The organism is Clostridium sardiniense (genome assembly GCF_050584765.1).
Taxonomy (GTDB): Bacteria; Bacillota; Clostridia; order Clostridiales; family Clostridiaceae; genus Clostridium; species Clostridium sardiniense_A.
On record NZ_JBNOOR010000001.1, the window covers coordinates 1,104,014 to 1,115,913 of the forward strand.

21 protein-coding genes and 1 tRNA gene are annotated in these 11,900 nt (G+C 28.0%); all 22 read left to right on the forward strand.

Annotated features, from left to right (window positions below; all coding sequences use genetic code 11):
• Positions 1 to 2 precede the first annotated feature (2 nt).
• Positions 3 to 335: a histidine kinase gene (locus ACQPUW_RS05290; RefSeq protein WP_430836440.1), complete on the forward strand. Its 333-nt coding sequence runs from the start codon at positions 3 to 5 to the stop codon at positions 333 to 335.
• Positions 336 to 366: 31 nt separating this feature from the next.
• On the forward strand, positions 367 to 546 hold the full coding sequence (locus tag ACQPUW_RS05295) for a hypothetical protein (RefSeq protein WP_430836441.1): 180 nt from the start codon (positions 367 to 369) through the stop codon (positions 544 to 546).
• Positions 547 to 558: 12 nt separating this feature from the next.
• The gene (locus tag ACQPUW_RS05300) at positions 559 to 696 is read left to right on the forward strand and encodes a hypothetical protein (protein WP_430836442.1); all 138 of its coding nucleotides are present in this window, start codon (positions 559 to 561) and stop codon (positions 694 to 696) included.
• Positions 696 to 995: a hypothetical protein gene (locus ACQPUW_RS05305; protein WP_430836443.1), complete on the forward strand. Its 300-nt coding sequence runs from the start codon at positions 696 to 698 to the stop codon at positions 993 to 995. The genes ACQPUW_RS05300 and ACQPUW_RS05305 overlap by 1 nt, the downstream gene beginning before the upstream one ends.
• A gap of 12 nt (positions 996 to 1,007) precedes the next feature.
• The gene (locus tag ACQPUW_RS05310; protein ID WP_430836444.1) at positions 1,008 to 1,574 is read left to right on the forward strand and encodes an ERF family protein; all 567 of its coding nucleotides are present in this window, start codon (positions 1,008 to 1,010) and stop codon (positions 1,572 to 1,574) included.
• A gap of 2 nt (positions 1,575 to 1,576) precedes the next feature.
• A complete protein-coding gene (locus tag ACQPUW_RS05315; RefSeq protein WP_430836445.1) occupies positions 1,577 to 1,885 on the forward strand; it encodes a hypothetical protein in 309 nt (102 codons plus the stop codon).
• A 13-nt stretch (positions 1,886 to 1,898) separates the two neighbouring features.
• A complete protein-coding gene (locus tag ACQPUW_RS05320; RefSeq protein WP_430836446.1) occupies positions 1,899 to 2,606 on the forward strand; it encodes a hypothetical protein in 708 nt (235 codons plus the stop codon).
• Positions 2,606 to 3,010, forward strand: coding sequence for a hypothetical protein (locus ACQPUW_RS05325; RefSeq protein ID WP_430836447.1), 405 nt, complete (start codon positions 2,606 to 2,608; stop codon positions 3,008 to 3,010). Before ACQPUW_RS05320 ends, ACQPUW_RS05325 begins: the two co-directional genes overlap by 1 nt.
• Positions 2,988 to 3,290 carry a hypothetical protein gene (locus ACQPUW_RS05330; protein ID WP_430836448.1) on the forward strand — a complete coding sequence of 101 codons (303 nt, stop codon included), beginning with the start codon at positions 2,988 to 2,990 and terminating at the stop codon, positions 3,288 to 3,290. Before ACQPUW_RS05325 ends, ACQPUW_RS05330 begins: the two co-directional genes overlap by 23 nt.
• Before the next feature lies 1 nt (position 3,291).
• The gene (locus ACQPUW_RS05335; RefSeq protein WP_430836449.1) at positions 3,292 to 3,684 is read left to right on the forward strand and encodes a replication terminator protein; all 393 of its coding nucleotides are present in this window, start codon (positions 3,292 to 3,294) and stop codon (positions 3,682 to 3,684) included.
• 34 nt (positions 3,685 to 3,718) lie between these two features.
• Positions 3,719 to 4,432 carry a hypothetical protein gene (locus ACQPUW_RS05340; RefSeq protein WP_430836450.1) on the forward strand — a complete coding sequence of 238 codons (714 nt, stop codon included), beginning with the start codon at positions 3,719 to 3,721 and terminating at the stop codon, positions 4,430 to 4,432.
• An 83-nt stretch (positions 4,433 to 4,515) separates the two neighbouring features.
• A complete protein-coding gene (locus tag ACQPUW_RS05345) occupies positions 4,516 to 5,001 on the forward strand; it encodes a Holliday junction resolvase RecU (protein WP_430836451.1) in 486 nt (161 codons plus the stop codon).
• 194 nt (positions 5,002 to 5,195) lie between these two features.
• On the forward strand, positions 5,196 to 5,936 hold the full coding sequence (locus tag ACQPUW_RS05350) for an RES family NAD+ phosphorylase (protein WP_430836452.1): 741 nt from the start codon (positions 5,196 to 5,198) through the stop codon (positions 5,934 to 5,936).
• Positions 5,937 to 6,128: 192 nt separating this feature from the next.
• On the forward strand, positions 6,129 to 6,602 hold the full coding sequence (locus ACQPUW_RS05355) for a DUF722 domain-containing protein (RefSeq protein WP_430836453.1): 474 nt from the start codon (positions 6,129 to 6,131) through the stop codon (positions 6,600 to 6,602).
• A gap of 60 nt (positions 6,603 to 6,662) precedes the next feature.
• Complete coding sequence (locus ACQPUW_RS05360; RefSeq protein WP_430836454.1) at positions 6,663 to 6,836, forward strand: hypothetical protein; 174 nt, start codon at positions 6,663 to 6,665, stop codon at positions 6,834 to 6,836.
• A gap of 186 nt (positions 6,837 to 7,022) precedes the next feature.
• Positions 7,023 to 7,107, forward strand: a tRNA-OTHER gene (locus ACQPUW_RS05365).
• A gap of 153 nt (positions 7,108 to 7,260) precedes the next feature.
• Positions 7,261 to 7,893, forward strand: coding sequence for a hypothetical protein (locus tag ACQPUW_RS05370; protein WP_430836455.1), 633 nt, complete (start codon positions 7,261 to 7,263; stop codon positions 7,891 to 7,893).
• Between the two features lie 145 nt (positions 7,894 to 8,038).
• The gene (locus ACQPUW_RS05375; protein WP_430836456.1) at positions 8,039 to 8,788 is read left to right on the forward strand and encodes a hypothetical protein; all 750 of its coding nucleotides are present in this window, start codon (positions 8,039 to 8,041) and stop codon (positions 8,786 to 8,788) included.
• 258 nt (positions 8,789 to 9,046) lie between these two features.
• Positions 9,047 to 9,841: a DUF2971 domain-containing protein gene (locus ACQPUW_RS05380; RefSeq protein WP_430836457.1), complete on the forward strand. Its 795-nt coding sequence runs from the start codon at positions 9,047 to 9,049 to the stop codon at positions 9,839 to 9,841.
• Between the two features lie 131 nt (positions 9,842 to 9,972).
• Entirely contained in the window at positions 9,973 to 10,266 is a 294-nt protein-coding gene (locus ACQPUW_RS05385; RefSeq protein ID WP_430836458.1) for a hypothetical protein, read from the forward strand.
• Positions 10,259 to 10,654, forward strand: a complete 396-nt coding sequence (locus ACQPUW_RS05390; protein ID WP_430836459.1) for a terminase small subunit — start codon at positions 10,259 to 10,261, stop codon at positions 10,652 to 10,654. The genes ACQPUW_RS05385 and ACQPUW_RS05390 overlap by 8 nt, the downstream gene beginning before the upstream one ends.
• The gene (locus ACQPUW_RS05395; protein WP_430836460.1) at positions 10,638 to 11,897 is read left to right on the forward strand and encodes a PBSX family phage terminase large subunit; all 1,260 of its coding nucleotides are present in this window, start codon (positions 10,638 to 10,640) and stop codon (positions 11,895 to 11,897) included. The genes ACQPUW_RS05390 and ACQPUW_RS05395 overlap by 17 nt, the downstream gene beginning before the upstream one ends.
• Positions 11,898 to 11,900 lie beyond the last annotated feature (3 nt).

Consider the following 11,900-nt stretch of genomic DNA (forward strand, 5'->3'; position numbering starts at 1 on the left):
ATATGGACGATAAATTATTAACTGTTAGAGATTTAGCAGAGAGGTGGCAAAAGACAGAACTTACAATAAGGAGATATGTTGCTGATGGAATATTAACCCCTTGTAAGGGAGTACCAGGAACTATGTTTGCACCAGCATACATAGCTAAATTAGAAGGAATTGAATTGGAGAGATTTTCTCCATTAGAAAAAAGGAGATTAGAAAATGAAATAGATATGTATAAGAAAAAGTATGAGGATATGAGGGTAATCATAACTAATGTATTAATTGAAGTTTCTAAAATTATGAAAGTATCTAGAGAAGATATTTTAAGTGACACAAGTTTATGGAGATAAAAATAACTAAGTTAAAGAAGGGTGATTAAGAATGTTAAATTATCATGGAAGATTAATATTAAGTGTTTTAGTTATGGCAGGATTAACTTTTAGTACAGCATTAGGAATTTATGAATTTAATTATGCTAATAGTAGCAAGAGAAGATTAATGTATGGATTATTAAGTGTATTTAGCTTAATAAGTATGATTTTAGTATCAAATTTAATTTAGGAGGAATGAAAGATGAATAAAGAAGAAGTTTTAATTCAATTAAGAGATTTACATTACAATATTAAAAATTTTGAAAGTGTAGAAAGTTCAGAAGATGATGTACAAGCATTGGAATATGTAATTAATGAATTAGAAGGAGCTGTTGGATAATGAGAGCAGCAGGAATAAGTTTTATAGGAACAATGAATGAACTTAAAGAAAGAGTTCAAGATGTAAGAATAGAGTATTGTGTCATAGCAACAGAATTATATTTTAATGGCTATGAAAAAGAAGAAGCGTTCGTTAAAGCTAAAGAAATTTTCAATAAAAAAGTTCATCCCCAAACCGTCCAAAGTCTTGGGAATGAACATGATGAAATTACTTTTAAGAGTATTTTACCATTAAATTGTGATATAGACAATGGAGAAATTTATGACAAATTAACTGGAGAAACGATAAGAGAATTATAGGAGGATTTTAATATGAATTTATGGCAAAAGCTTATTGAAGTTAGAAAAGAGATAGATAATTTTGTTAAGGATACTAAGGGATATGGTTATCAATATGTTAGTGGTAGTCAAGTTCTAGGAAAGATAAAACCTAAATTAGATGAATTAGGAGTAATTCTTAAGGTTGAAACTGATGATATGGTTTGGACAACCTATGATTATACAAGTTCTAAAGGAGAAGGGAAAACAGACTTTGTAGTAAGTGGAAAGGTTAAATACACATGGATAAATGCAGATAATCCAGAAGAAAGAGAAGAATGTAGTTTTGATATATTTGGACAACAAGATGATATATCAAAAGCATTTGGTAGTGGGTTAACTTATTCAGAAAGATATTTCATACTTAAAAGCTTACAAGCTCCAACAGATAATGATGATCCAGATAGTAGGGATACAAGAGGAAAAGTTGGTAAAAATAATAGTGAAACATATAGATGCAATGCATGTGCTAAAGAAATACAATACAACGTAGCTAAATTTTCATATCAAAAATTCGGTAAATCACTATGTATGGATTGTCAAAAGAAAGAAGGGAAGTAGAAATGTATAACTTTAAAATTGATATAAGAGAAAAAGATAATAGTGTTATTTATGGTGTAGAAGCAGGCGGACATTATGAACTTTATATCGAGGATGGAGATACTAAAATTAAACTAACGCTTTCTTATGAACAATTAGATGAAACTATGGATAGCCTTTTAGAACAATGCGGAGAAAAGAGTTACTCAGAATTACAAGAGGAAAATGATAGATTAAATTCAGAGAATGAAGAATATAAGTATCAAAAAGAATTAGATGAAGAATATGAAGATTATGCAAGGGAAAAGTATCGTGAAGATGGACCTTTTTAAGTGAGGTGATTAAATGGCAGGATGGGTAAAAGTTTATAGAGACATAGAGAACAATTGGTTATGGGAAGATACACCATTCAGTAGAGGACAAGCTTTTATAGATCTCTTGTTAATGGTTAATCATCAAGATAAAAAAATATTATTTAATGGGGATTTAGTAGAAGTAAAAAGAGGTTCAAGAATAACTTCATTAAGACAACTAGGTGAATCTTGGGGATGGAGTAGAACGAAGGTAAAAAAGTTTTTAGAGCAACTTGAAAAAGACGGCATGATAACTGTAAAAAGTGACAGTAAAAAGACAGTTGTAAGCATTGAAAACTATACCTTTTATCAAGATAGCAAAAGTTCAGAAGTGACAGTGAAAAGCCGCAAAAATGACAGTGAAGTGACAGTGAAAGACCACAGAGATGACACTGAAATGACACTGAAAGACACAAACAAGAATGATAAAGAATATATAAAGAATGATAATAAGGAAAAGAATGATGAAGAAGGGAAAGAAATACCTAAACTTGAACCTCTTTTCTTTCCAACTCCATCCTGTCAAAAGATATATAAGTTAATAGGAGAGAATGGATATAGGTTCTTTATTAAGGCAGATATAAAAGAAGATGATAGTACTATAGCAATAAATACTAAGAGCAATGTAGATAAAACTATAATAGCTCAATATATACCTAGAATAGATTGGCAACTAAATAAAAGAATAGAGGTGACTTAGTGAAGATATGTAAAGAATGTGGATCAAATTACTTAGTAGAAGTACACCACATAATATTTAGAGGACAAACTCCTGCATTGATTAACTGCAAATATAATTTAGTTTCTTTATGCTATGACCATCATAGAGGTGCTTATGGTCCACATGGAAGTAAAGGGCATAAGCTGGACCAAAAGTTAAAGAAAGAATTTCAAGATAATTTAAGGTTACTTTTTGGACAAGAGATAAATTATACAGTAGAACAAATAAAAGAGAAATTAGATATAAGTTTAAAAGAAACAGAACGCCTTATAAAGACTTTATTACCAATAGAGGGTAAATATAAGGGGATAGATATTATAAGAGCGTGCATGGGTGGAAAATTAGTTTTAGGGGGTGAGTATGAATTACAAAGAACAATATAAGCAAGATGTTATTTTATACAACAGTGTAGTGAATAGATATAGAAATTTAAAAGAGAATGATATTTTAGGAGCTTATCAGTTAATGAAAGATAGTCACATTCTTTCTGAAAGATGGAGTGTAATAAGAGAAGAATATAGAAAGCTCTTAAAACGTGGAGAGAAAAGTGAAGAAAAGGACAGGCTAGAGGATATGTACAGATTTCTAAAAGAAGTTCATACAGATTCTAGAATGGTTTGGAAATATGCAAAAGAAGGTTTTAAAAATAAGGAGGATTATTAAAATGGAAAACATGATTAATTTAGAGAAGTTTGCTGATGGAGCATTAGCTGAAAAAATGAATGGAGCATTAAAAGAGGTATTAGAAAATATAGCAGATCCTAACACAGATTTCAAATTAAAGAGAAAACTTAATTTAGAAATGACATTTGTAAGTGGAGAAGATAGAGAATTAGCAGAGGTAAGTGTAGTTGCTAAAACTAAACTAGCACCTAATAAACCAATTGCAACAAAGATTGTTATTGGAACAGATGGTAAAGGTGGAATATTAGCAAGTGAATATAAGAAACAGGTTCCAGGACAAAGCGTAATGAGGGTAGATGAAAATACAGGAGAAGTTCTTACAACAGGAGAAGAAAAATCAGTTAACTTAGAAGGTATTAAATTAGTTAAATAATAAAATTTATATAAATTGAAAGGTGGAAAATAAAATGATAAACAAAGAAGCAATAGAGTATTTAGTAAACTTAGGAGAAAAGGATGATCCAATAATTCAATTAGCACAAGGAACATATTCAAGAGTAGGTTTAAGTAGAGTTACAGAACCAGTAGCAAGTTCACTTACAGTATCAACACTTACAGGATTAGTTGATTATATAAAAGGGAATGTAGATGAGTTAAAAGGTGAATTACTTATACAAGTAAAATCAGAAGAGGAAGTAAGATTGTATAGTCCTTTAAATGAAGATAGGGAAAGAGAGTTATACATTAAAGCAGAAGCTATATTACCTAATAATGTTCGTTATGATCAATTTATAGATACAGAAAGATTTAACATAATGCTTCAAAGTAGTTTTGTAGATGTAGGAGATAAAAAAGCATTACTACAATATACAGGACTTGTACAAGATGAAAATGTAAAGAGTATAGGGGATGATGGAGTAAGCCAACAGGTTACAGTTAAAACAGGTGTAGCGAGTGTAGGACAAGCTATAGTACCTAATCCAGTAAGCTTGGCACCTTATAGAACATTCCCAGAAGTAGAACAACCAATGAGTAAATTTATATTCAGAATGCAAGATGGTCCAAGAGCAGCAATATATGAAGCTGATGGAGGAGCATGGAGAAATGAAGCTATTAATAATATAAAAGAATATTTATTAGAAGAATTAGAAGGTATAAGTAATATTAAGATAATAGCATAATAACAAAGGATTAAAGACATATGAGGGTACAATTTTACTATTGTATTCTCATATGACAATCAAATGATAGAAGGTGCATATGTTTGAAAAATGAGGGCAAGAGATTCGAGGAAGATTTTAAGAAGTCAGTTCCAGAAAAGTATTTTATATATAGATTTAAAGATGGTACAGCAAACTTTAAAGGAACTAAAAATGAAAATGTAAGATTTCAAGCACATAATATTTGTGATTTTCAAGTAGTTACAGAAAATAAAGTTTTTCTATTAGAACTTAAGAGCTATAACGGTGTGAGTATTCCTTTAAGTGGAATAAGAAAAACTCAATTAGAAGAAATGTTAAAGGCTAGTAAGTATAAAAGTATAGAACCATATTTTATGTTTAATTTTAGACCGTTACAGAAGGTCTATGCAGTTAAGGTAGAAAATGTACAAGCATTTATAGAAAAGGTAGAGAGAAAGAGTATACCAGTTAAATGGTGCATCGATAATGGAATAGAGTTGGAAGGTATTAAAAAGAAGGTTAGATTTAAATATAACTTAGAAGAGTTCTTTAGAAAATTACAATCTTAATAGATTTACTCGTAAATGAGTATAAAATTAAAACAGAAATAAAAAACAATAAAAATCTATTTATTTATATGAAAATATTATGAAATAGATAATAAACTATGATATTTGAAAATTTAATAATACGGTAAGTTATTGATAAGTTACATATGAATAATTTATAATGTTCTTATAAAATGAATCTTAGGAGGATAATTATGGAGCATATAAAGAAACCATACGAAGAATTTGAGGAATTTTTAGATGTTATAAGAAATAAAAATAGATTCTTTATTCCTCAAAAATTTTTAGATATATTTGATGAAATAATTAATCAGTGTAAGGAACTCATAAAGCCAGGAGTTGAATTATATAGGTGTAGAATTCATAATGATAACGGAAGAGATGAAGAACCTTATAAAAACGAAGAAATAGGAATTCCACCTAGTAATATTCTTTCAGTTGGAAGGATTAATCCAAGGGGTATTAATTATTTATATACAGCAGGTTCGAAAGAAACTGCTATAGCAGAAGTAAGACCCAATATAGGCGATTATGTAAGTATAGGTAAATTTAAAACAAAGAAACATTTAGAGGTTGTTAAATTAGATAAAGATATGAGTGTAGTGGGTTATGTAGGTGACGAAAGCAAGATGTATATAGAGTTTATTTGCCAATTTTTATTTTATTTTAATGTAAATTCTTGTAAGGTGATTAAAGAAAGTGAAAAAGAATTAGAATATTTACCTACTCAAATCTTTGCAGAATACTGTAAAAATAAGAAATTAGATGGAATTATGTATCCTAGTAGTGTTAGCAATGCAAATGTACTTGAAACTGATGTTAATAAACCTATTCAAGGATATAATTATGTTTTTTTTAGCGAAGAAGGTTTAGATTACATTGATTCAAAAAAAGTAGAAATCAAAAGTATTAAATATGGATATGATAATAAATAGTAAAAATACCGTAGTATTCTTAATGAATATGCGGTATTTTTTATTTCGCAATTGGCAGATAAAGTGAAGTTTTAATTAAGTTATATTCTGGCTAGGTAAGAATTTAAAATATGAAAGGATGTGATGTACCCCCATCACATTCAATATATAGTACAGTACGCCTAGCCAGTTTATTTTATATAGGAGGAATTTATGATAGATAAGAATATATTTAGGAAAACAGAAGCAATATTATATGATTATAATAATTTAGCTTCTAGAATAGAATTATTAAAATTAGAAATTAAAGATATAGAAGAAACTTATAAAGGTTGTGGATCCATATCATATGAAGAAAGAACACAGTCAACTAATAAGTTTAATAGTAGTGTAGAAAATGAAATATTAGAAAAAGAAAGATTATTAAAAGCTAATAAGATAGATTTAAATAATAAAGTAACATTAAAGCGTAGGATAGATAGTGCAGTTCAATGTTTAAAGGATGAGGAAAGAAAATTAGTTGAGTTAAGGTATATAAATAAAAGATCTTTGAGTTGGAATCAGATAGCATTTGTACTTAAATATAGTCAGGAATACTGTAGAAAAGATTTGAGGGAAAAGGCTATTAATAAGATTGGTGATACAATATTTTATAATCCATACAGACAAGAGAATTTTAATATTTAAAAGGGTATTTTAATATATTCATAGAATAAATAATATGTTATAGAGAAAGGGGCGATAAGTATGATTATTGTATTAAAAGGTAAAAATCCATATGGTATGGGTAAGGAGCCATTTGGTTGCGGAAGAGATTCATATGGATACTGGAAACAACCATTCGGACTTATTAAAAATCCATACGGATGTGGAAGAGATCCATTTGGTTGTGGTAAGAACCCATTTGGAAAAGTAGCGTAAATAAAAAGATAGTAACATTGGTTACTGGCTTTAATTTTTTACTACCGTATTTCTACCACATTACTACCAACATAGTACCAGTTATTTATGATAGTATATAAATATGGACAGGATGATAATTTCTGCATGACCTCTCATAAATTCTCAATACCCATAATTAAGGTAGGATTAAGTTCCTACTAATATGTCGATGTAGAGCAACGGTAGATCACTAGGGACGCGTCGTAAAAAAGACTAGAGAAAGTTGGTTCAATTCCAACCATCGACACCATTAATAAAGACTAATAGCAGGGATTACAATGTGCTATTAGAGTAAGTTTACTAAAGAATCTAGTGTAAAAGCTAGATTCTTTTTTCTTCAAAAAAAGGATAATAAACCTTTCTATAGAACATATTAGAATAAAAGGTAGAGGAGGTTGTTAATATGAGAAATGAATATAAAAATATTTTTTCATGTAATCCAGATTTTAAAAAAAATGCACGTATGAATTGGAGATTTAGTAAGCTTATAGTTGAGGAAAAGAATAGAATAAATATGGCTGAAGGATATGGTGGCGCTGCAATTCTTTTAATAGATAAATGCTTAGAAGATAATTATGATAAAAAAGCTGATATAATTATTTTCCCAATTATATTTTCAATAAATCAATCCATAGAATTATATTTAAAGTCTATAATGAGCTCCGTTAATAAGCTTTTAAGTCATTCGGAGACTCCTAAGCTAAATCATGATATTATTAGTATATTTTATTATGTAGATTCTAAAGTTAAAATTCTTGAAAAAGATAGATATGAAACATGTATATTTAAAAGAGATTATAAAAATATTGAAGAATATCTAAAGGAATTAAGAGAGATATTGAATGATAAAGAAAGAAAGAGCATGGATTTTTCTAGATATCCAGAAAGTGTGAAAGGGGATACTAGATTTTATGAAAAAACGTTTGATACTATATTAATTGATTTAGAAAATTTAAAAAATAGAATTACCACAATTTTGGAAAATTTAAATTTAATAGCATGGTATTATTGGGAATTAACTCAAGATCAGAGATAAGAATATCAAATTTTTAATTAATATAAATTTTATTTTAGATACCAGTAAAGAATAAGTAACTTGGAGAAAAGAACCTAGACTATATTTTAGGTTCTTTTTGTATTATGTAAAACTTTACCTTATAATTGTTATGAGGTGATTGCTAATGAAAAAAATATTAGATAAAAAAGAAATAATAATTATTATTGGATTAATTACACTTTTAATTTCTATTCCATTTATTATAGGGTCTATGGTTAAAGTACATGAATTGGACAAACCAATCAGTATTGATAATTGGCTAATATACTATGCAACTATTGGAGGGGCATTAATAGGAGGTTTTATAACAGCTGTTGGATTATATATAACAATAAAACAAACAAGAGAAATTCAAGATGAGAACAGTAAAGATATAGAAAAGGAAAGAACAATAGAAAAAGATATTAGACAAATAGAATATTTAAAGAAGTTATATATACAAGGTTATAAATACGAAAAGTATTTAAAAAATAACCTAGGAAAATCTTTAATGAAAATAAAAAAGTTAGATACAGTATTAAATATGTTAAAAAGTAATAAAAATGATGATTTTGGTTCTGAAATTATAGAAATTAGTTTAAATATTATAGATACATTAGATGATTTAAATAGAAATATTATCATAGAATCAGCTTGTATACAGTCTAAGGAAATAAAGAGTTTAGTTATTTTGATATCGAATTTTCAAGAAAATATAATAGATAAAATGAATAAGATAATTTCAGAAATACAAAACTATGATGAAAACTCTATATCTGAAATATTATCTGATGAAAAAAATGTATTTGGTATAGTGATAAAATTATTAATTGAACTAAATGTTGAAATATATAGAGATATAGAAAATAGAGCTGATTATAAAAAAGTCATATAAAGAAGTTATAGATTATAAATATATAATATTTTAAAATAAGCGGGATGGCGATTAGTGGCTATGGAACCAAATGAAAAGTAAATAAAGCTTGTGTATTGTATAATTAAGGATAGAAGTAAGTATTGAGTACATTGAAAAAATTAAGTAGCTTGCTTAAAATACATCTACAATATAAGCTAAGTGAAAATTATTAACATAGTTTAGGTTAGGCTATTTTTGTTAAAACCAGTATAATAAATCTGAGAAAGTGGTAATGTTATGGGAAATTGGAGAAATAAATTTTTAAACTTTATGAATAAAGAAATGTGGATGAATAAAGAAATGAAAGAGTTAATTAACAATAATTATCCTAAGAGTTTTTATAAATATAAAGAAATCAATGATTATACTTTGGATATGATTAAAGAAGGAATGATTTGGGCATCTAATCCAGATAGTTTCAATGATCCATATGATTGTCTTTTAGATTTTGATGCTATTGAGGTGATAAGAGGCAAATTTAGAAAAAAAAATTTAGTTCAAATTAAAGAAATAGATAAAGAATCATTAAAAATAATAACTCATAAAATAGAATATGCAATGGAAAAAATAAAAAAGGAGATTGCTATTATTTGTCTATCAGAAGAAAATAATAATATATTAATGTGGAGTCATTATGCAAATAATCATCAAGGAGTTTGTTTTGAGTATGATGGCAATGAAGTTTGTGAATTTTCAGAGATTTATCCTATAGTTTACATAAAGGAAAATATTGATTTGAGTGAGAGTTTGATAGACATTGATCCACATGGAATACAGAAAAAGATTATGATAAAATCTTCTGTATGGGAGTATGAAAAGGAGTGGAGAATTATATTGAATAATTCTGAACCAGAAAAAAGTGGTGGTTTGATAAAATTTCCAAAGATTAAGTCAATATATTTAGGGTGTAAAACTAAGGAAGAAGATAAAGAAAAAATTATTGCATTAGCGAAAGAAAAAGGAATTAATGTGTATCAAATGAAAATGAAGAGAAATCAATTTAAATTAGAGTATAGTGAAATTAATATTTAAGGTAATTGTTAGACTATAAATAGTACAAGTTTAAGGCTAGATGTATAAATTTAATTTTACTTACAGATGATAGGATGATAAAAAGGCCCTGTAATAGGCCTTTTTACTTTATACGGAAGTGAGGTGAAATAATGAATATACAAGGTAAGATAAACAAAGTGAAAAAGGGGTCAAACATTTATGGATACATATACTTAGTAAATAGAGAACAATTTTTAAGCAATAAGACAGGAAATATATGTACTGTATATAAGCTATTTCACTTAATGGATGTAGAGGAGTATAACGAAATATATTCAGACAATAAGAAAGATCCTAATAAGTATTCTAAAATTAAAGAAGAAGTACTAAGTACCTTTAAACAACAAGAAATACTTTTAAAATTAGTTGAGATATATAAAGAGGTAGGTGGAGCAGATGGATAATGAAAAGCTTACACCAAAACAGAAGGCATTTGCAGATTATTATATTGAGTTAGGGAATGCAACAGAAGCAGCAAGAAGAGCAGGATATAAGAAGCCTAATGTACAAGGAAGTCAAAACTTAGAAAAACTTAGTATTAAGTCATATATAGATGAAAGAATAAAAGTCTTAGATAAAAAGAGAATAGCAAAGGGTGAAGAAGTCCTCCAATACCTTACAAAAGTTATGAGGGGAGAAGAAAAAGACCAATTTGGATTAGATGCATCACTTCAAGATAGAACTAAAGCAGCAGAGCTATTAGGTAAAAGATATAGGCTATTTGTTGATAAGGTTGAAACTAATGTAAATGCTAAAATTATCTTTGAGGGAGAAGATGAACTTGAGGACTAATAATGAGTTAAGAATAAGCTTACCAAGTAAGATAGGTAAAGGTTACGGTACCTTTTGGAAGTTTAAAGGTAGATATAGAGTTGTTAAAGGTGGTAGAGGAAGTAAGAAATCAACTACTACAGCACAATGGATAATCTATAATATGATGAAGTATCCTAAAGCAAATACATTGGTTATAAGAAGGGTATTCAATACTCATAAGGATTCTACTTATACTCAATTAAAGTGGGCTGCTAATAATTTAGGTGTATCTCATTTATGGCATTTTAGTAAATCACCATTAGAAGCTACTTATAAACCTACAGGACAAAAAATATTATTTAGAGGACTTGATGATCCAATGAGTATTACGTCAATAACAGTTGAGGTTGGATATTTATGTTGGTGTTGGTTTGAAGAAGCATTTCAAGTGATGAATGAAGATGATTTTAATAAAGTAGATATGTCAATTAGAGGTGAATTACCTAAAGGATATTTTAAACAAATAACATTAAGCTTTAACCCTTGGAGTGAAAAGCATTGGTTAAAGAAAAGATTCTTTGATACTAAAGATGATAATATCTTAGCATTAACAACTAATTATAAATGTAATGAGTTTTTAGGTGATGATGATAGAGAGATATTTGAAAAGATGAAAGAGAAGAATCCGAGAAGATATAAAATAGAAGGACTCGGAGAGTGGGGAATAGCAGAAGGTTTAGTATATGAAAACTTTACTGAACTTGAATTTGATATAAAAGAAATAAATAAAAGAGAAGGAGTTATTAGTGTCTTTGGTTTGGACTTTGGATATACTAATGATCCAACTGCATTTATATGCTGCTTAGTTGATGAAAAGGCTAAGGAGCTTTTTATTTTTGATGAACATTATCAGAAGGCTATGAGTAATACAGACATAGTTAATATGATTAAGTATAAAGGATATTCCAAAGAAAGAATAGTAGCTGATAGTGCAGAACCTAAGAGTATTGATGATGTTAGAAAGCAAGGAATAAGAAGAATTAAAGCAGCTCAAAAAGGTAAAGACAGTATATTAAATGGAATACAAAACATACAAGATTATAAAATATACGTTCATCCTAAGTGTGAAAATACAATAGTAGAATTAAATAACTATGTATGGAATACAAAGGAGGGACAAGTCATAAATAAACCTATAGATGATTATAACCACCTTATGGATGCTTTAAGATATGCTATGGAGCAAACAAAGAAAAAAGGTGGAATAAGAGTACTTAAATAGAGG

Bases quoted from the DNA above. Each gene is read 5' to 3' on its own strand.
- ACQPUW_RS05290 (WP_430836440.1), top strand. From the start codon at position 3: ATGGACGATAAATTATTAACTGTTAGAGATTTAGCAGAGAGGTGGCAA.
- ACQPUW_RS05295 (WP_430836441.1), top strand. From the start codon at position 367: ATGTTAAATTATCATGGAAGATTAATATTAAGTGTTTTAGTTATGGCA.
- ACQPUW_RS05300 (WP_430836442.1), top strand. From the start codon at position 559: ATGAATAAAGAAGAAGTTTTAATTCAATTAAGAGATTTACATTACAAT.
- ACQPUW_RS05305 (WP_430836443.1), top strand. From the start codon at position 696: ATGAGAGCAGCAGGAATAAGTTTTATAGGAACAATGAATGAACTTAAA.
- ACQPUW_RS05310 (WP_430836444.1), top strand. From the start codon at position 1,008: ATGAATTTATGGCAAAAGCTTATTGAAGTTAGAAAAGAGATAGATAAT.
- ACQPUW_RS05315 (WP_430836445.1), top strand. From the start codon at position 1,577: ATGTATAACTTTAAAATTGATATAAGAGAAAAAGATAATAGTGTTATT.
- ACQPUW_RS05320 (WP_430836446.1), top strand. From the start codon at position 1,899: ATGGCAGGATGGGTAAAAGTTTATAGAGACATAGAGAACAATTGGTTA.
- ACQPUW_RS05330 (WP_430836448.1), top strand. From the start codon at position 2,988: ATGAATTACAAAGAACAATATAAGCAAGATGTTATTTTATACAACAGT.
- ACQPUW_RS05335 (WP_430836449.1), top strand. From the start codon at position 3,292: ATGGAAAACATGATTAATTTAGAGAAGTTTGCTGATGGAGCATTAGCT.
- ACQPUW_RS05340 (WP_430836450.1), top strand. From the start codon at position 3,719: ATGATAAACAAAGAAGCAATAGAGTATTTAGTAAACTTAGGAGAAAAG.
- ACQPUW_RS05350 (WP_430836452.1), top strand. From the start codon at position 5,196: ATGGAGCATATAAAGAAACCATACGAAGAATTTGAGGAATTTTTAGAT.
- ACQPUW_RS05355 (WP_430836453.1), top strand. From the start codon at position 6,129: ATGATAGATAAGAATATATTTAGGAAAACAGAAGCAATATTATATGAT.
- ACQPUW_RS05360 (WP_430836454.1), top strand. From the start codon at position 6,663: ATGATTATTGTATTAAAAGGTAAAAATCCATATGGTATGGGTAAGGAG.
- ACQPUW_RS05370 (WP_430836455.1), top strand. From the start codon at position 7,261: ATGAGAAATGAATATAAAAATATTTTTTCATGTAATCCAGATTTTAAA.
- ACQPUW_RS05375 (WP_430836456.1), top strand. From the start codon at position 8,039: ATGAAAAAAATATTAGATAAAAAAGAAATAATAATTATTATTGGATTA.
- ACQPUW_RS05380 (WP_430836457.1), top strand. From the start codon at position 9,047: ATGGGAAATTGGAGAAATAAATTTTTAAACTTTATGAATAAAGAAATG.
- ACQPUW_RS05385 (WP_430836458.1), top strand. From the start codon at position 9,973: ATGAATATACAAGGTAAGATAAACAAAGTGAAAAAGGGGTCAAACATT.
- ACQPUW_RS05390 (WP_430836459.1), top strand. From the start codon at position 10,259: ATGGATAATGAAAAGCTTACACCAAAACAGAAGGCATTTGCAGATTAT.
- ACQPUW_RS05395 (WP_430836460.1), top strand. From the start codon at position 10,638: ATGAACTTGAGGACTAATAATGAGTTAAGAATAAGCTTACCAAGTAAG.